Source organism: Terriglobus roseus, assembly GCF_900105625.1.
GTDB lineage: Bacteria > Acidobacteriota > Terriglobia > Terriglobales > Acidobacteriaceae > Terriglobus > Terriglobus roseus_B.
Genome location: NZ_FNSD01000001.1, coordinates 4,258,932 through 4,277,582, shown reverse-complemented (window position 1 = coordinate 4,277,582; position 18,651 = coordinate 4,258,932). Strand labels below are relative to the sequence as shown.

At 61.9% G+C, this 18,651-nt stretch carries 13 protein-coding genes; 9 read left to right on the top strand and 4 right to left on the bottom strand.

What is annotated here, in order from left to right; all coding sequences use genetic code 11:
- Positions 1 to 41 precede the first annotated feature (41 nt).
- Positions 42 to 1,007, top strand: a complete 966-nt coding sequence (murQ, locus tag BLW03_RS17755; protein ID WP_083350623.1) for an N-acetylmuramic acid 6-phosphate etherase — start codon at positions 42 to 44, stop codon at positions 1,005 to 1,007.
- A gap of 169 nt (positions 1,008 to 1,176) precedes the next feature.
- Here the strand turns inward: murQ and BLW03_RS17750 are convergent, their stop codons facing one another.
- Together BLW03_RS17750 and BLW03_RS17745 are read right to left on the bottom strand one after the other, a co-directional pair.
- Positions 1,177 to 3,048 carry a sensor histidine kinase gene (locus tag BLW03_RS17750; RefSeq protein WP_074655343.1) on the bottom strand — a complete coding sequence of 624 codons (1,872 nt, stop codon included), beginning with the start codon at positions 3,046 to 3,048 and terminating at the stop codon, positions 1,177 to 1,179.
- A 106-nt stretch (positions 3,049 to 3,154) separates the two neighbouring features.
- Complete coding sequence (locus tag BLW03_RS17745) at positions 3,155 to 4,444, bottom strand: M24 family metallopeptidase (protein WP_074655342.1); 1,290 nt, start codon at positions 4,442 to 4,444, stop codon at positions 3,155 to 3,157.
- Between the two features lie 193 nt (positions 4,445 to 4,637).
- On the opposite strand from BLW03_RS17745, the gene BLW03_RS17740 reads away from it, so the two are divergent.
- The 6 genes from BLW03_RS17740 to BLW03_RS17715 all read left to right on the top strand — a co-directional run bounded on the left by BLW03_RS17740 (position 4,638) and on the right by BLW03_RS17715 (position 10,778).
- On the top strand, positions 4,638 to 5,039 hold the full coding sequence (locus BLW03_RS17740) for a hypothetical protein (RefSeq protein ID WP_074656123.1): 402 nt from the start codon (positions 4,638 to 4,640) through the stop codon (positions 5,037 to 5,039).
- Positions 5,040 to 5,321: 282 nt separating this feature from the next.
- Complete coding sequence (murA, locus tag BLW03_RS17735; protein ID WP_074655341.1) at positions 5,322 to 6,608, top strand: UDP-N-acetylglucosamine 1-carboxyvinyltransferase; 1,287 nt, start codon at positions 5,322 to 5,324, stop codon at positions 6,606 to 6,608.
- A gap of 106 nt (positions 6,609 to 6,714) precedes the next feature.
- On the top strand, positions 6,715 to 8,331 hold the full coding sequence (locus tag BLW03_RS17730; RefSeq protein ID WP_083350622.1) for a M28 family peptidase: 1,617 nt from the start codon (positions 6,715 to 6,717) through the stop codon (positions 8,329 to 8,331).
- Between the two features lie 74 nt (positions 8,332 to 8,405).
- On the top strand, positions 8,406 to 8,948 hold the full coding sequence (locus BLW03_RS17725) for a Uma2 family endonuclease (RefSeq protein ID WP_074655339.1): 543 nt from the start codon (positions 8,406 to 8,408) through the stop codon (positions 8,946 to 8,948).
- Positions 8,945 to 9,805, top strand: coding sequence for a pyrroline-5-carboxylate reductase (proC, locus tag BLW03_RS17720; protein WP_074655338.1), 861 nt, complete (start codon positions 8,945 to 8,947; stop codon positions 9,803 to 9,805). Before BLW03_RS17725 ends, proC begins: the two co-directional genes overlap by 4 nt.
- A 19-nt stretch (positions 9,806 to 9,824) precedes the next feature.
- Positions 9,825 to 10,778: a COX15/CtaA family protein gene (locus tag BLW03_RS17715; protein WP_074655337.1), complete on the top strand. Its 954-nt coding sequence runs from the start codon at positions 9,825 to 9,827 to the stop codon at positions 10,776 to 10,778.
- A 70-nt stretch (positions 10,779 to 10,848) separates the two neighbouring features.
- On the opposite strand, the gene BLW03_RS17710 is transcribed toward BLW03_RS17715, so the two are convergent.
- Positions 10,849 to 11,232, bottom strand: coding sequence for a hypothetical protein (locus tag BLW03_RS17710; RefSeq protein WP_074655336.1), 384 nt, complete (start codon positions 11,230 to 11,232; stop codon positions 10,849 to 10,851).
- 171 nt (positions 11,233 to 11,403) lie between these two features.
- Between BLW03_RS17710 and ppk1 the strand changes: the two genes are divergently transcribed.
- A complete protein-coding gene (gene ppk1 / locus BLW03_RS17705; RefSeq protein WP_083350621.1) occupies positions 11,404 to 13,884 on the top strand; it encodes a polyphosphate kinase 1 in 2,481 nt (826 codons plus the stop codon).
- Positions 13,885 to 13,906: 22 nt separating this feature from the next.
- Positions 13,907 to 14,302 carry a nuclear transport factor 2 family protein gene (locus BLW03_RS17700; RefSeq protein WP_074655335.1) on the top strand — a complete coding sequence of 132 codons (396 nt, stop codon included), beginning with the start codon at positions 13,907 to 13,909 and terminating at the stop codon, positions 14,300 to 14,302.
- Between the two features lie 25 nt (positions 14,303 to 14,327).
- Here the strand turns inward: BLW03_RS17700 and BLW03_RS17695 are convergent, their stop codons facing one another.
- A complete protein-coding gene (locus BLW03_RS17695) occupies positions 14,328 to 18,536 on the bottom strand; it encodes an Ig-like domain repeat protein (protein ID WP_212733233.1) in 4,209 nt (1,402 codons plus the stop codon).
- Positions 18,537 to 18,651: the final 115 nt, after the last annotated feature.

Genomic DNA, 18,651 nt, shown 5'->3' with positions numbered 1-18,651 from the left:
CGTTGGAATAGAATTGGCCCCGTGGCGAAGGACGGAGATCCATGCCTGCAACTTTGATGATGGAAGAACAAACACACAAACCGGCCCTGCGTGAGACGCAGAGCATCCGCACCCTGGCCACGGAGCGGCAGAATGAAGCCTCCGAAGGGCTCGACACCAAGTCGGCCCTGGAGATTGCGCGCATCATCAATGCGGAAGACGCAAAGGTGAGTGCGGCCGTGAAGAAGGCTCTGCCAGAGATCGCCCAGGTCATTGACGTAGTAGCGCGCTGTCTTCGCGATGGCGGTCGCCTCATCTACGTCGGCGCAGGTTCATCGGGCCGCATCGCATCGCTCGACGCTGCAGAATGCCCTGCTACCTTTTCAACGCAGCCCGCTCAGGTGCAATACATCATGTGCGGCGGTCCGAAAGCGCTTGCCAGCGCGGCCGACGTCAATGAGGACTCGCCAGACATGGGCCAGCGCGACATCGCGAAGCGCCGCCCCACACGCAAGGACATCGTCATCGGCATCTCGGCTTCGGGCCGTACGCCCTACGTCGTCGGCGCGGTGGAGTACGCTCGCGTTCGCGGCGCACAGACCGCTGCCATCGTCTGCAACGTGGGCACAAGACTGGCAGACGCCGCGGATATCACCATCGTGGCCGAAGTAGGCCCTGAGGTCATCAGCGGATCGACCCGCCTGAAGGCATCCAGTGCGCAAAAGATGATCACCAATATGATCACAACCGGCGCGATGACGCGGCTCGGCTATGTGTACGACAACCTGATGGTGAACGTGCACATGAAGAACGAAAAGCTGGTAGAGCGCGGCATCAACGTGCTGCAGCGTGTTACCGGCGTCGACCGCGAACAGGCGATTCGAACCATCAAATCCGCCGGCAAATCGATCCCCATCGCCGTTGTCATGCTCAAGGCAAATGTCGACAAGATGGAGGCGGTTCGCCGCCTGCAGAAGTCAGATGGTAACGTGCGGCGTGCTATCGAGAACACTGCCCTGGAGCTGTAAGCCGGGCCATAAGGAACGGTGTTGATAGGCAGGGCTCAGGCCCTGCCTTTTTCCTGCGCGGGCGCGTCTCCATAATCCCTTCGCACCTCGCGGAGGTTCGATCGAGACTGACAGGCCCTGTTGCAACAGGACGGCGGGGCGCACAGACATCAAGGGGATAGCGTCGCGGTCAGTTCGAAAGGCTGCTAGCCGGGGCAGTCTCCACGGCTTTCCCATCGACAGCCGCAGCGTACGGAAAGAACATCCAGAAGCAGGTGCCGCTGTGCTCGCCCTGGCGGCTGCGCACGCGGATGCTGCCACCGTGCTTGCGGATGATCTCTTCACTGACCCAAAGTCCAAGACCCGTTCCCGTAGCCTGCTTGGTCGTGAAGAAGGCCTCGAAGATCTTCGCCATGGTCTGCGGCGACATCCCCATGCCGGTGTCGGCCACACTTACATGCACGCCCTCCCCCCACGCGCCGTCCTGCAGCCGTCCGCTGCCATGACGAGCGCGCAGCGACAGGATGCCGCCCGCCTGCATGGCATCGACGGCATTGACGATCAGGTTAGCCAGCAGTTGCCGGATCTCACCGCCGAAGCAGAGCAACTCCGTGCCTTCGCGGAAGTCCTTCACAACGGTGACGCGGGCTGCTGTCATACGTGGCTGATAGAGCGTCACGATGGAGGTCATCACCTCGGCGATGTCCGTCCGGCTGCGTGAGACGGACTGCCGGTAGAAGCGGAGGGTCTGTTGCGTGATCTCGGCCACACGCGCCAGCTCACCCTGCGCCATCTCGATGTAGAGCACCGCCTGTTCGTCCATCGGCTGGTGATGGCGAAGGATGTAGAGCAGGTTCGTAACGGCCTCGAGCGGGTTATTGATTTCGTGCGCAACGCTGGCGGCCAAGCGCCCCGCCGCTGCCAGCTTCTCGGTCTTGCGCAGCTTCTCTTCCGCGGCCAGCCGGTCCGTGATCTCCGAAACGATGACACCTACCCAGCGCACCGCATCGGCCTGCGTGCGAACGGGATAGAAGTTCATCAGCCATGTACGGCGGGGCATGCCGTCGCCCGTCGGCTCCGCGGCGAGCTCGACATCACGCATGGCTTTCCCGTTCTGAAAGACCGCAGCCACGCAGCGTTGCAGATGGCGTCCGAAGTCACCCGCGTGAATGTCGACGACCCGAGCACCGATGTGCGCCGCATGTGTCTGACCGGACATCTCTGTAAAGAATCCATTCAATCGGACGAAACGAAAATCCCTGTCGAAAAACGCGAATCCGATGGGTGCATTTCCAAGCATGGAATCAAGCAGCGCCAGTGTCTCCAGCAGACCGCTGCGCTGCTCTTCCAACTCACGCACCATCGTGTTGAAGTTCACTGTCAGCACGCCGGCTTCGTTCGCAGTAGTGACCGGCAAGGGAAAGACATCCTCTCTCCCAGCGTTACGAACGACACTCTGCGTGGCGCTGCTCAGCCGGCGCAGCGGCCGCGTCATCGCCTGCGTAAACAGGAAGATGGGCAGGAGGTTCGCCAGCAGGGCAAACGCTCCATAGGTCAGAGCGATGCGCGCAACGGTATTTGCCGTACTGAACGAAATGGAGGGATTCGGTTCCAGCCACAACAGGGCGATCGCCTTGCCATTCCAAAGGACTGGTGTAACAGCCTCCGGCTGGCCATTCCTGATCTTGAAGATCTGCTGCGTCGTGGCAGTTGGCAGCACCTTGAGCTCCTGCGCGTCCAGTCCGCGATCGCGACCGGCGTTGCTAACCGCAAGCGTCTTGCCTGCCAGGTCGGTCAACCGCGTTGCCTGAATGGTCGGTGCGATCTCCGCGAGCTCAAGGATGTCCTGCAGGCTCGATAGATCGCCTCGCGCCAGCTGCCTCGCGCTGGCCATCGAAAGGCGCTGGAGCTGACCGGCAATGCGCGCGCTGGTGCGTTCCTGTGCCAGATTGCGCTGCGAGATCACCACCCAGGTGAGGAAGACGCCCAGCATCAAGGTCTGGACCAGGATCGTTCCCAGGACCAGCTGCGCGAAGAACGTTCTGGGCCAAAGGCGTCTCAAAGGATGTTGCCATTATGCCGCGCAAAGCGACCGTTGCGCCATAGCAAGGAAGGGCGGCCACGGATGTTGTGGCCGCCCTTCATACCTTCAAAACATGAGAGAAGAATTACGACCCAAACGGCTGCGTCAGCGATGGGCTCTGCGGCGTGAACAGTTCACCACCATTTGCGGTGATGATCATGTCGTCCTCAAGCCGCACGCCAAACTCGCCCTTCAGGTAGATACCTGGCTCGTCCGAGAAGGTCATGTTCGGCTGCAGGATGGTCTTGTTGCCACGGACCAGGTACGTCCACTCATGCCCGTCCATACCGATGCCGTGGCCCAGCCGGTGTGTGAAGGTCTTGTAATCCGGTCCAAAACCGGCCTTGGTAATGACGTCGCGGGCCGCCGTGTCGACCATCTGTGCTTCATTGCCGGCCTTCGCGGCGGCAGCCGCAGCGGCTTGCGCCGCGTGTACCACGTCAAATACCTTCAGCATCTTGTCCGTCGGCTTGCCGTAGACCCATGTGCGCGAAATATCAGCGGGATAGCCCTCGACGGTGCAGCCATCGTCGATCAGAACAATGTCGTTCTCCTTGATGACCTGCGGCTTGATCGAACCATGGGGCAGCGCGCTGTAGATGCCCGTCTCGCAGCTTGAAAAGCCTGGAAAGCCTGACTGGATATAGGCAACGCCCATAAGATTGCTGAACTGCTCGGTCGTCATGCCGGGATGGCCGGCCTTCCACGCTGCCTCATACACCTTCAGCGTCACCTGGTTTGCAAGGCGCATCAGGTCCAGCTCGTGCTGGCTTTTAATCATGCGGCAGCCTGCGGTTACGGGCGTTGCATCCACCATCTGCATGCCGGGACATGCTTTGGCGATCTCGTTCGCAAAGACGTAAGGCGTCTTCTCCTCGACGCCGATCTTGCCCGTGCGTAGACCCAGATCCGCAAGCCCCTTGTTCACCAGCGCGTAAGGGCTCTCATCTTCTTTCCAGGTGTAGATGCGCGTGTTATCGCCACCGGGAGTGGTCGTCAGCCGCTCGCGCATACGCTCTTCCTCGAAGTACGGACACACGATGAAGGCGTCCCCCTTCGCCGGGATGACGTACGCAAACATGCGCTCGCTATTTCCTGTCCGAATGCCCGTGAAATACACCAGCGACGTGCTACCCACCATCACCAGCCCGGCGATGCCCTGCTGCGCCATCAGTTCCTTCGCGCGAGCGACACGTGCGGCGCGCTCTTCATTCGTAATGGGCTTTGCTTCAGACCTGCGATTCTTCAGCGCTGCAATCGACGGCGGAAGAGCACCGGTAGGCATTGCGGGCGTCTCAGGCCGCTGGCCGTAGAGAAATCCCGGTGCTGCCGCCGCTGCCAATGCCGTGCTGCCAAGAAATCTCCGTCGATTCATTGCAATCTCCCGATGCGCGCGCAGAAGTACTGAAGCCCGCGAAGCACACCCATTCTGAATTTGTGTTGATGCCTTCAAGTTACAGCAAAGTGCTGCACGAACCCGGCAGCGATGGAAAGTTGCGCGCAACCATCGCTGCGCTGCGTGTCTATGAATGCAGTGCGGCCTGACCGCCGCCGCAAGGAGTTCGAAGATGAAACGCACACTGTCCCTCGCCGCCCTCGTTCTCGCTGTCAGCACACTCTCCGTCACCGCAACCTCGGCCTTCGCGCAACAGGCGAACGAAGCGCCCATGGCAAAGCACGCCGGAAAACACGACCCACACAAAGCTGCCCAGAAGATCAGTCAGCAGCTTGGCCTGTCCCCGGATCAGACGGCAAAGCTGGAGCCGATTCTGGCCGACCGTCGTAGCAAGATGGAGGCCTTGAGCGCCGACACCACGCTGACGGAGGCACAGCGCAAACAGCAGCGCCGCACCATAGCCCAAAGCACCCGCATGCAGATGAGCAACATCCTGACGCCCGACCAGATGAAGCAGCTCAAGCAGATGCACCACGAAAAGTCCCGCGAAAAGGCGGGCGCTCCAGCCGTCTAACCGCTATTCCGTTTGCAGGCGTCTGTCCTGGACCAATGAAGCCGATCCGCATCCACGGCGCAGGCCGTATCACCATAGAGTGGGATCGTAAGGGCACGGCTGAAGCCGTGCCCTTACGATTCGTTTCGTCCCTACAGACAGCAGTCCTTGGACAGATTTAAAGGCGTCGCAATGCATTCTGCCGATTCAAGTCACTGCAATGTCAGGGTTGCACGGCAAACAGTGTGAAAAGTACCTCCCCCGGCACCTATCTTCCTCGTAACTCTTTCGTAAACTCGAACGATGGATAAGTTTGTCGTCCGCGGCGGGAATCCCCTGCTCGGCACCATCAAGGTCTCCGGCGCAAAGAACTCGGCACTTCCCTGCATGGCTGCGGCCATCCTTACCGCAGACGAGGTTGTGCTGGAAAACATTCCCCAGGTCCGCGACATCGAGACCGAGCGCAAGCTGCTGGAAGCCATGGGCGCGCAGGTCGAGCTGGGCTACGGCCGCGCACAGCATCGCACCACCATTCAGTGCGCCGTGCTCAGCGACCCCCAGGCCAAGTACGAGATCGTCAAGACCATGCGTGCGTCCTCGCTGGTGCTTGGACCGCTCGTCGCCCGCACCGGTATGGCCCGTGTCGCGCTGCCCGGCGGATGCACCATCGGTGATCGCCCCATCGATCTGCACCTGAAGGGCCTTGAGGCGATGGGCGCCAAGATCACTCAGGAGTACGGCTACGTCGAAGCACGCACGGAGCGCCTGAAGGGGGCACACATCGTCTTTGACAAGATCACCGTCACCGGTACGGAAGATCTGCTGATGGCCGCGACTCTGGCCGAAGGCGAGACCGTCATGGAGAACTGCGCCCAGGAGCCGGAAGTCACCGACCTGGCAGCCATGCTGATTGGTATGGGCGCGAAGATCGAAGGCGCCGGCACCTCCACCATCCGCGTGCAGGGCGTCGACAAGCTGCTCGGCGTGCGTCACCGCATCAATCCGGATCGCATCGAGGCCGGAACCTTCCTTATCGCGGGCGCCATATCGGGCGGTGATTTGAACGTTGACTGCTGCAACCCCGCGCACCTGGCCGCTGTGATCAGCAAGCTGGAGGAGTGTGGCGTCCGCATGGACGTGGGCAAGGACAATATCCGCGTCCGCAGCGAAGGCCGTGGATCGCTGAAGGCTGCTGACATCTCCACCGTCGAGTACCCCGGTTTCCCGACCGACATGCAGGCGCAGTACATGGCGCTGGCAACGCAGGCGGAAGGCACCTCCAGCGTGACGGAGAACATCTTCGAAAACCGGTTCATGCACGTCAGCGAACTGTCGCGTATGGGCGCGGACATCCGTGTCCACGGCCGCACCGCCACCATCACCGGCCGCACGCCGCTGCAGGCTGCTGCCGTCATGTGCAGCGACCTCCGCGCTTCCGCATCGCTGGTACTAGCTGCACTGGTCGCGGATGGCGAAACGATTCTGGACCGCGTGTACCACATCGACCGCGGCTATGAGCACATTGAGGAAAAGCTGCGCGGCGTTGGCGCGCAGATCCGTCGCATGGGCGAGGTCTTCGGCAAGCGGTAGGATCTCGGCGTAAGAAGCCGCGGTCTAAGGAAGTTCACAAACTGGGGATGGTGCCGGTGGATTTACCATGGCCCCATCCCTTTGTGACTTCTGGAGACCTTCTCTGATGCGCCGAACCGCCGCCGCCCTGCTCGTTTCTTTCTCCCTCACACTGGCCGCCCATGCGCAGATCCCGCTGCTCAGTGAGCGTACGGACTGGAGCGAGCCTGCCGCCGCCTGGTGGTCGCATGTACAGTACCTGGCCGACGATAAGTTGCAGGGCCGTCGCACCGGCACCCCCGGCTACGACGCTGCAGTGGCTTACGTCGAGAGCCAGTTCAAGGCCATCGGCCTGAAACCCGCTGGCACGGACGGTTACAAACAGCAGATTGACTTCCAGCCGATGACGCTCGATCTGGAGAAATCCAGCGCGGTCCTGAAGCATCAGGGCGCCTCCACGCCGCTCACGCTTGGCACGGATGTGTACCTTACTCCGCTGCTCAAAAACTCCGCGGTAGAAGCTCCTCTGGCCTTCATCGGCTACGGCCTGCGCATCCCTGCCAAACACATCAACAACTACACCGACGCCGACGTGAAGGGCCGCATCGTCGTCTTTTACAACTACCCGCCGGAGCACCTTCTGGGGCCGCAGCGCGCCTATGGCCGAAGCAACGACCAGCGCTGGAAAGCGCTGAAGGCCGCAGGCGCCGTCGGCATGATTCAGATCGCAATGCCGCGCCCGGCGGCCGCGGATGCGCCACCCGCAAAAGGACCCGCACCTGCTCCCTCCGCTTTGTACTTCTCTGACCCATCACTCGAAAGCCTCCCCGGCATCAAGGTCGTCGGCACTCTGACAGACGCAGGCGCCGCAAAGCTTTTCGCCGGCACGGGTCATACGCCAGCCGAACTGACGGCACTGGCAAAGGCCGGTATGCCGATACCAAGCTTCAAACTTTCCGGCACCCTCAGCACGGTTACGACATCCGTTGCAGGAACGCCCTTTCGCGCGCCGAACGTCATCGGCATGGTGGAGGGTTCAGACTCGAAACTGAAGAAGGAGTACGTCGTCGTCAGCGCGCACCTGGACCACCTGGGCGTACGCGGCGAAGGTGCAGGCGATCACCTGTATAACGGCGCCATGGATAACGCTTCCGGCAGCGCGTCCGTCATCGAATGCGCGAAGATCCTCATGGCGCAGAAGACAAAGCCCAAGCGGTCGATCCTCTTCATCACCCTCGCGGGCGAGGAGCTTGGCGAACTCGGCTCATCCTACTTTGCCCGCAAACCAACGGTGCCGAAGCAGGACATCGTCGCGGACCTGAACATGGACATGTACCTGCCACTCTTCCCGCTGCGCTACATCGAGGTCCAGGGGATGGCAGAGAGCACGCTGGGCAACGACGCCCGTGCAGCGTTCCAGAGCAATGACGTCGAAGTCCAGTTCGACAAGCAGCCTGACGAGAACCGCTTTGTGCGGTCCGACCAGGTGAATTTCGTGAAGCAGGGCATTCCCGCTCTCGCATTCAAGTTCGGCTGGACACCGGACTCGCCCGAGATGAAGACCTTCAACGAATGGGTGAAGACCCGTTACCACAAGCCGAGCGATGACCTGAACCAGCCCGTCGACAAAGTTGCAGCAGCCCAGTTCACCGTCGTCCTCGCGCAACTCACCACTCGCGTCGCCAACGGACCGCGGCCGGAGTGGTACCCGGAAAGCTCCTTCGCCCTGACGGCAACGAAGTAAACCGAACGTTTCGCCCGATAAACGCCAGTCGCCACGCAGCGGCTGGCGTAATCTTTTGATAAGGAGGCAAGCTGATGGCGACGACACCTACGTTGATGACGATGGAGCAGTACCTTCACACTTCCTTCCACCCCGACGTGGATTTAGTCGACGGCGAAATCCAGGAGCGGAACTTGGGCGAGAAAGATCACGGGCGGGCACAGGGCTACGTTTACAGTTGGTTTCTCCTGCGTGAAGCTTCTTTTGCTCTGGAGCCTATCCTCGAATACCGCATGATCGTTGGTGAAAAGCGTGTTCGCATCTGCGACGTGGCTTTGGTTCAATCCGATCTTCCCGATGAGCAAGTCGGAGAGACTCCACCAGTGATCTGTGTAGAGATTATGTGTCCAGAAGATCGCCTGGCTCGTGCCGTCATGGTTCTATCCGACTATCGCACCATGGGCGTCTCCAACATCTGGCTCATCGATCCCCAGGAAAGGATCGCCTACGTATACGGTCCGGGTGGCTTGGAACGACAACAAGATCTGATCCTGCGGGCGCCGGGCACCGATATCGCACTCGACGTGAACGATCTCTTCGCGGATCTCGACAAACGAAAGAACAAAGAAAAAGCATGAGCGACGAAACACTGGACTACGAACTTCCCGTCACACCTGCGGCCATGCCCGGCGTGAAAGTTGCGATCCTTGGCGCGGGTAAGATGGGCGGCATCCTTCTGCAGGCCTTCCTCAAGAACAACCTGTTACATCCGGAGCAGATCACCGCCACGGTCGCGCACCCGGAACGTGCGCATGCGCTCTCCGCACAGTTCAGCGTGGAAGTTTCGACCGACAACGTCGAGGCCGCACGCAACGCGGATGTAATCCTGCTCGGCGTTAAGCCCATGCAGGTGCCCGGCCTCGTCGAACTCATCCGCCCGGTGCTGACGCCGTCGAAGCTCCTGCTCTCCTTCGCGGCCTCTGTGAAGACGGCCTCCATCGAGGAGGCAGCAGGCATGGATCTCGGTGTCATCCGCGCCATGCCGAATACCCCTGCGATGCTCGCCGCCGGCATCACCGCGCTCTGCGCCGGCCGCTTCGTCACCGAGCAGCAGATGTCGATCGCCCAGCGCATCTTCGGTACGGTCGGTCGCACCGTGGTTGTGGATGAGAAGCACATGGACGCCGTCACGGGTCTCTCCGGCTCCGGTCCTGCGTTCATCTACATCATCATCGAGGCACTGGCTGAGGCCGGCGTCAACGTCGGCCTGCCGCGCGACGTCGCCACCATGCTTGCCGCGCAGACCACCTACGGCTCCGCGCGCATGGTGCTGGAGACGGGCTACCACCCTGCCCTGTTGAAGGACGCCGTCACCACCCCGGCCGGCTGCACCGTCGACGGCATTCTCGAACTTGAAGAGGGCGGCCTCCGCGTCACATTGATCAAGGCTGTTAAACGCGCCACAGCACGCGCCAAGGAACTTGCTGCCGGCTAAGCAGGCAAGGAAAACCACTATGGCAACACAGATCACAACGCCCGCGGTCCACGAACAACGCAGCCGACGCGGTGCACGTGCGTGGGCGTGGGCCACCTTGGCTTTCTTCGTCATCGTGGTGCTTGAGGGTGCTGTGGTTCGCGCAACATCCTCCGGTGCCGGGTGCGGGGACCATTGGCCCCTCTGCAATGGCGAAGTGCTGCCGCATTTCCAACGCGTGGCCACCGTCATTGAGTTCCTTCACCGCTCGCTCACCGGCATTTGTACGGCGATGTTCGTGGGGCTCATCGTCTGGACGTTCTATGCCACACCGAAGCGCCACCCGGCGCGGACCGCGTCGATTGTGGCCGGCATCCTGCTGCTGATCGAAGGAGCTCTTGGAGCCGTATTGGTTCTCGGCCACTACGTCGAGAAGAACACCTCGGACGCTCGCGTGCTGGTCCAGTCGATCCACTTCACGAACACCATGCTGCTGCTGGCCGCAGCCACGGTCGTTGCAGTCCTGCTGGGCCGCGGCATGCGGGTGGCGAATGCGGCTTCTTTTCGGATACCGATGGTGCTGACACTGCTCGCGAGCATCGTCACCGGCGCCACGGGTTCGGTCGCAGCGCTTGCCGACACGCTCTTTCCATCCGCATCGTTACGCGCAGCAATCGCTGCCGACTTCGCAGCCAACTCACCCCTGCTGGTTCGCATGCGTTGGATGCACCCGGCCGCGTCGCTCCTTGTGGTGGCCGGTTCCATCTGGCTTGCCGTCCTGATGCGTAGAGGAGGCGCCTCGAAGGGGGCGAACCTCCTGATGCTGAACCTCTGGATGCAGGCGGCCATTGGCATTGCCGACGTACTGACACTGGCGCCGACCTGGATCCAGGTGCTGCACCTGCTCGGCGCTGACCTGTTCTGGATCACGCTTTCGGCATTGGCCGTACCTGTCCTGTTTCCTCGTGCAACGCAACGAATCGCAGAAATCTAACGCCTTCGAAGCAGAAGAAAGGGGACGCGGATATCCGCGTCCCCTTTCTTCTGTTTACGACCCAAAAACGTTACTTTCCGTCGACCTTGTCGGCAGCCTTTTTCGTTCCATTGGCAGTCTTGTGGGCTGCAACCTTGGTGCCGTGCGCGGTCGCGTCAGCGGCCTTTACGGTGCCTTCCTTGGTCTTGTCGTAGCCCTTCTCGGTCACGTGAGCGGTGTCCTTGGCCGCGACCTTGGTGCCATGTGCGGTTGCGTGCGCCGCTTTTACAGTGCCTTCCTTGGTCTTGTCGTAGCCCTTTTCAGTGCCCTTGGCGATGACGTGGCCCGTTTTCTTGGTGGCGGTCACCGTGTCGTGGCCGGCGTCCTTCATGTCCTGCTTGGCGGTCTGCGCCACCAGGCTACCTGCGGAAACCGCAACTCCAAGAACTACCGCTGCAAAACTGATCGGTCGCATGTCGTACTCCCTTGTATGTGAAGACTTTCTGTCTTCAGCATAGATTCCTGAACACGCGAACGAGTTGGACGTTGTGCAAATCAACGGGAATTCACACATTGCCGGTACTATCGAGCACACAATCTGACATCGAGGCGCCCATCTCGCCGGGCGCTTCATCCAAGAGAGAGCATGCCGAAGAACGCGAATACTTCCAGGGCCAAGGCCACGCCGCAACGCACCGCTCAGCCCGCCCGCAGCATAGCGAACAGCAGCTCTCCCCAGCACCTGTTCTTTAATCGCGACGAGTCCTGGCTTCGCTTCAACGGCCGCGTTCTGGAAGAGGCGCAGGACACGACGAATCCCCTACTGGAGCGCGTCAAGTTTCTCTCCATCACCGCGTCAAATCTAGACGAATTCATCGAAGTTCGCGTCGCCGGCATCCTGCAGCGGATTGAAGACGGCTACCAGAAGCCGCTTGGCGAGGACGATGACGGCATGAGCGAGCAGGAGCGCCTGGACGCCCTGGCCGACCAGCTGCACCGCTTCAACCGCGAACAGTACGCCTGCTGGACGCGCAGCCTCATCCCTGCTCTGCGCGACGAACGCGTGGAGCTGCTGGACTGGGACGACCTGGATGAAGCCTCGCTTCGTCACGCCAACGAGTACTTCGACCGCGAGGTCGATCCGCTGCTGACGCCCGTCACCATCGACCCGACGCATCCTTTCCCCCGCGTTCTCAACAAGGCGTTGTGCATCGGTCTCCTTCTGCGACGCAAGCAGGGCGGTCGCCGTACTCCCGGCGTCGGCATGCTGGGTGTGGTCACTGTTCCCCGCTCGTTGCCTCGGCTGGTCCGCCTGCCTTCGCCGGACGGCACGTACCGCTTCCTGTTTCTTCATGAGTTGATCCAGGCACGCGTCCCCCGCCTCTTCCCCGGCTACGAAGTGCTGGCACGCGCTGCCTTTCGTGTCACCCGCAACAGCAACCTCTACCTGCAGGAAGAAGAGTCGCGATCACTGCTGGAGAGCGTCCGCGCCGAGCTGCACAACCGCCGCAAGGGAGACGTCGTTCGGCTGGAGATTGCGGCCGGTGCCGACGAAGAGCTGATCGACCAGCTGCGCGTCAACTTCGAACTGGAGCGCTGGCAGATCTTCCGCGCAGAAGAGCCGGTCAACCTGACGCGTGTCATGGAAATCGTGAACGCGGTCGACCGCCCGGACCTGAAGTTCCCGAAATTTGTCGGACGCGACTACATGCCGCCGCCGCTGCCGGATGGCCGGCCCGGCTGCCTATTCGAAACGCTGCGCCAGGGCGACATCCTTCTCCACCATCCCTTTGATTCCTTCCGCGCCGTCGAGCGCTTCATCGAGGCCGGAACGGAGGATGATCGCGTCATCGCCATCAAGCAGACACTCTACCGAACCTCGGCTGATTCCCCGCTCTTCCAGGCCCTGCTGGATGCTGCCCAGACAACCGATGTCACCGTCGTCGTCGAGCTGATGGCACGTTTCGATGAGGATTCCAACATTCGCTGGGCGCGCACGCTGGAAGACGCGGGCGTGCAGGTCTTCCATGGCATCGTCGGCCTGAAAACGCATGCGAAACTCGCACTGCTCGTGCGCAGAGATCCCGACGGTGTGACCCGCCGCTATGCGCACCTTGGCACCGGCAACTACAACTCTGTTACCGCACGCTTCTACACGGACATCAGCCTGATCACTGCGGACGAGGCCATTACCGGTGCCGTCCAGCGCGTCTTCAACTACCTGACGGCAGACGCGCAGGATGAGAACTTCCGGCCGCTGATGGTGGCTCCCGTCACCCTGGCGAATGACATCCTGCACCTGATCGACCGGGAAGCGCAGCACGCCCGCGCCGGGCGCCCCGCGCGCATCGTCGCGAAGATGAATGCGTTGCTGGACGGCAAAACCATCCGCGCGCTGTACGCCGCATCCCAGGCTGGAGTGGAGATTGACCTGATCATCCGCGGCATGTGCTCACTGCGACCCGGTGTCCGCAAACTCAGCGAACGTATTCGCGTGCGATCAATCGTCGGCCGGTTCCTGGAACACAGCCGCATCTTCTGGTTTGCCAACGGCACCGACGGAAAGACCGGCGCAGCCGATAAGAGCGAAGTCTTCTGCGGATCGGCTGACTGGATGCCGCGCAACCTGTATGAGCGCTGCGAAGACCTCTACCCCGTTACCGCCCCGGCGCTCAAGAAGCGCCTGCGCGAAGAGATTCTTGAGGCATACCTGTCGGACACGGTGAAGGCACGGCTGCTGCAGGAGGACGGCGAGTACACGCGACCTCCGCGCGGCTCCCATCCTGTGGAAGCACAAGTCCTCCTGATGGAACTTGCCGCAGCCGAATCGGCGCCGGCATCGCCCAACCCTGGGCACTCCGCCGCAGCAAAATCCGCGACGGAGGCGAAGGACGCAGCCGCAGACAAGGTAAGCCCGCCGGCGAGACGCGTTCTGCGTCACAGGTCTTCGGACGTCTCGACAGCAGAAAAGAAGGCCGCCGCGGTGAAGCACACCGCACCTTCTGCACAGGCAAAGAAGGCAGTTCCCGCGAAGTCAGCAGCACCCGTAAATGCTGCTGCGAAGAAGGCCGTTGCAAAGAGGGCGTCTGCAAAGAAGGCCTCCGCGAAGAAGGCTACTTCGCCCTAGAAAGCGTCAAGGAGAACAGACGATGCGAGACCTGGAAACTCTTGTCCGGCAGGCATACGCCGCTTTTAACAAGCGTGACATTGACAGCGCGCTGGCTCTAATGACGGAGGATGTGAGCTGGCCCAAGGCTTCCGAGGGCGGCAAGATCGTCGGGAAAGAGAGTATCCGCGCCTATTGGACTCGGCAATGGAGTGAGTTCGATCCCCACGTCGAACCGCTGGAGCTGGCTGAAGAAAAAGGCGGCAAGATCCGCGTCAGGGTTCATCAACTTGTGAAGAGCCTTCACGGGGATGTTCTTTCGGACAGCGAGGTCCTTCACGTGTTCGCCCTGCGGCACGGCCTCCTCGCGGCCATGGACCTTGGGGATGACACCGACGCAGTCGGGGGTCCGTCGGCTGCCTTTGCCCACACTTCCTGACAGGCCAGACGCGACAGTCTCTCCCCTACTGCACGGTCACCGGGATGACATAAGTATGCCGTGCATTCACTGCCAGATCCGTAGTCGCAGCAGTGATTGTCAGATTGATCGTCCCAAGCGGTGTGCCGGTGCTCGTCGTGGTGCCGGTGGACGAGTCGTCCGTGGCAGCCACCTGGGTACAGCCGCCACCTGCGATCACTGCCACAAGCAGCAACGACAGCAGAGCAGCCACACGTCTGCGGCGACGCAGGACGCAAACGCTCAGTAAACCACCGAAGAGCGCAGCGCCTGCGACCCGCGACGCTGCCAGAGTTCGCACCAGCAAGGCAGTGTTCTTCGTCGTGCTCACGGTGAACTGTACTGTGCCGCCGGTGTTTATGAGCGCAGAAGACAGGGCGCAGGTCGTCTCCGTGCCAGCAGGCATGGTGCAAGCAAGCGCAACCGCTCCCGAATAGCCATCGAGACCTGCAACAGTAAGAACGCCCTTGCCCGTGCTGCCCGACGACAGGCTCAACGACGCGGGCGCAAAGGTGAGAGCGAAGTCACCGATATTCACGACCAGGTTGCTGTACTGCGTCTTCAGGAAGACCGCATCGCCCGAGTAGACGGCGAGGATCGAGTGCGAACCGGGCCGCAGCCCCGTGGTGGACAGCTGCGCATAGCCAGTGTTCAAACCGTTGGACAGCACCGTCGCAGAACCGAGATTCACCACAATGCCATTGAATGTGTCGTAAAACGCGACGGTGCCGCTGGGCACCAGCGCCGTGTTCGTAATGCCGGCGCTGACCGCGGCGGTGAGCGTGATATTTTGCCCGACGATACCGGTGAGCGTGTTCGAGGCGACCACGATCGTCGCTGGGATCGGTGTCGGCGTCACGGTGATCGGATCGGAGGTACTCCCTGTCCAATTCACGTCGCCGCTGTAGATAGCCGTGACCGATTGGGAAGACGCGCTGAGGAAGACGACCGTGCCCGTCGCCAAACCGTTGACTACTGCGCCCGAGCCAAGGAACTTGTTGTTGCTATAAAAACTGACCATGCCGGAGTAGGTGTACGCGCCGGAACCGGTCCCCGTATTTGCAACAGTCGCGCTGATGCTGACCGGCGTGCCGGCCTGCGGCGTGGTCGGTGTGACGCCGTTGATCGTGGTGGTCGTGAAGCCTTTTGCCGTCGTCAACGACAGGGTCACCGTGTTGCACACGAGGTTTGTGTTGCACTTCACGGTGACGGTGTACGTACCGGGCGGCGGCACTGGCAGCACAAGGTTCGCAGTGCTGATGAGCGATCCAGTGGTCGCGACAAGCGGTGCCGAGTAGGTGCCATTGCTGCCGCTGATCGTGGCCATCACAGTCCCCGACGGGCCAACCGTGCCGGATGCAGCCGTCACCGTGATCGCGATGCTTGCATTGTTGCCATAGACGACAGAGCCTGTCGGTGAAATCGAAGCAGTAAGGGTCGCCGTCAGCGGCGTGATCGAGAAAGCCACCCCAGCCGAAGTGCTTGCGGCATAGTTGCTGTCGCCGCCATAAACCGCGGTGAGAGCATGCGCGCCGACGGTGAGTGTGGACACAACTATCGTTGCATTGCCTGCGCTCAGCGTCCCAGTTCCCACGGGCAGACCAGCGTCCATGATCGTGATGGTGCCAGTCGGCGCGGTGCCCGCTGCGACGTAACTCGATGGCGTGATCACGGAGATCAGTGACAAGGCTGTGCCGTACACGCCGGTATAGCCACTTGACGACGTGAGTGCCGTGGTTGTGGTGATCAGCGACGTCGTAGCCGCAACCGCAACTGCATTTGAGGTCACCGCGTTGAAGTTCGCGTCACCCAGGTACAACGCTGTGATGGAGTGAGCCACCGAAGTTGCCAGCGTGCCAGTGTAAGTTGCAACGCCGGCCGTGGTGAGTGGTGAGTTGCCGACGACCGTCGTGCCATCCAGGAACTGCACGCTGCCAGTGGGGGCGTTGCTGCTCGTCGTGGCTGATGCGACCGTCACACGGAATGCCGCAGACGCCGCGCCTGCGGTGCTGGTCTGCATCAGGACCGCGGCCGCCGTTGCCTTTGTCGTTGACGGCAACACGTTGCTGGTTGCGGTGTTGTAGTTCGAGTCGCCAGCGTACACAGCCGTAATCGTGTGCCCTGTCGCGGAGCTGTAGGTGCCCATGTAGGACGCGACACCCGTCGTATCCACAGCAGCCGTTGCCAGCGCCGTGGTGTTGTCCAGGAACTGTACATTGCCCGTCGGCACGACCGTGGCCGTGCTGCCGCCGGATACCGTCACCTGCAACGAGGTGCCCGTCGAAGCCATTGCCAACGTCACCGTTGGCGTCTTCTTGGTCGCAGCCGCAGCGTTGGAGCTGGCAGTGACATAATTTGCATCGCCCTGGTACGTCGCACTGACCGAGTGCGTCGTGCCGGTGCCAAGCGCACCCGCATACGCCGCCACGCCGGAACTATCGACCGTTCCGCTCCCGAGGACTGTCGTCCCATCCAGGAACTGCACAGTGCCCGTTGGCACCGCCGCCGAAGTGCTGCCGGCCGGCGCTGCCACCGTCGCCGTCAGAGTCGCGGTCGTTGCTGTGCCCGCCTGTGTCAGCGTGACCGTCGGTGTTCCCTGAACCACAGTCACCGCGAACGACGCAGGCTGATAGCAGGAGAAGCTCGCATCCGTCGTGCAACTGGCCTGGAAGGTGAATGAACCAGCGTTGCTCGCCGGCACCGCTACCGCCGCAGCCGACGTGCCCGCCGTCGATGTCGCCACCAGCGTGCCCGCGAATGCCGAGGCGCTGACGTTCGTTCCATAGGCATTCACCGTGACGGCCCCGGCAGGCTGACCAATGCCGCTGGGCGACTTCACGGTCACCAGGATCGGCAAGGTACCTCCCACAGCCGTCGCGGAAGACAGTGCACCCGTGATCGTCACGGCCTCTGGATTGACAGTAGCCGTATCGACATTGGTCGTCGTGGAGGCGTAAGTGTTGTCGCCGCTGTATGTGCCGAAGAATCCATACTGACCACCGGCCAGCGTGTTCAGCGTGTACGTCGCAGTGCCGGTAGAATCCAGCGTTGACGATCCCAGTGTGCCGCTCTGGCTGCTGCCAAAGCTGACGGTCCCCGTCGGCGTCCCGTTGCTGCCGGTCACCGTTGCAGTCAACGTAATTGTCCCGCCGTGCGTCACCACGTGGGCTGAGAGCGCAATCGTCGTGCTGTTCGGCGCCGTAACGCCGTAAGGCCATGCCTTCACCAGCGCAATCGGATCCACCGTCCCGAGGCCGTCCGATGCACTCCACGTTCCCACCGGGACCGTTGTGTCCGCGTGCGTGAAGACACCCTTGGCGGACGCCAACCTGTAGAACGTCGACGCCACCTCACCCTGCCGCGCCGCGGCTTTCGTCACAATCTGCTGCAGGGCCGCCGTAAGAGCATTGGCATCGACCGCCGAAGCATCCGGCAACGCACGCAGCGTGTTGGAGGGAAGTCCCGGAGCGACCTGCCAGTCAGGCCGCAAGGTCCTGGTCACGTCTGTTGCATCCAAAGTGGCGCTTGGATGCGTGTTCGACACCAGCACCAGCGCGTGCGCCGGTAGCACTTGAGCCGTGACGTGCTGCAACACCACCGTCTGCCCTTGCGCGCCTGCCTGTTCCAACGCTGCGTTCAGTTCTTCGGCGCTCGCGCTGGCACCGCTCAGATCGGCCGCCAGCACCGCAGCGGTGTTCGCATCAATCGACGCCTCAAGACCTGCTACCGCGTCGGCGGTAGCCGTCGCCGAAGTCTGATCAAGCCCACCCACGGCGAGCACCGAAGACACCAGCGCATCCGGCACGGTTGGCGTGCCATCCACCTGCACGCGATCCCCGGCAGGCAGCGCGTACCGCTGTAGACGGACATGGAACGCGCCAGCCACCTGCGCCGCTGTGCCGCTGGCCGTAAGGCGCATCCCGCCGGCCGATACCGACTGAACCTGCAACCCCTGCGATCCAAGCCAGGCCGTCACCGGCGCAACGTCCGCAGCGGAAGGCGCAAAGCGCGCCGCAAACTGCGCCGGTGTCAGCCAGTGGTGATATTCCGCAGAGCCCTTGGTCTGCACCGACTTCAGAAACGCGTCCAGGTCAGCCTGCTGCGCCGCGCTGCGCTTCAGCTGCACCGTCACCAAGGGCACGGGTTGCGACGCGGGGAGATCGCCCGTCGCGCTGCCACCCACGGGCAGTACCTGCCGCAGTGCGGGAAGAGCCACCCGTTGATTCGCAGCATCCTGCGCCAACGCAATTCCAGCAAAACCGAAAGACAAGGCAATCGCCGCGGCGATGCGGACAGAGCAACACGCTTGGCCGGCAAAGCGGCGAGAAACC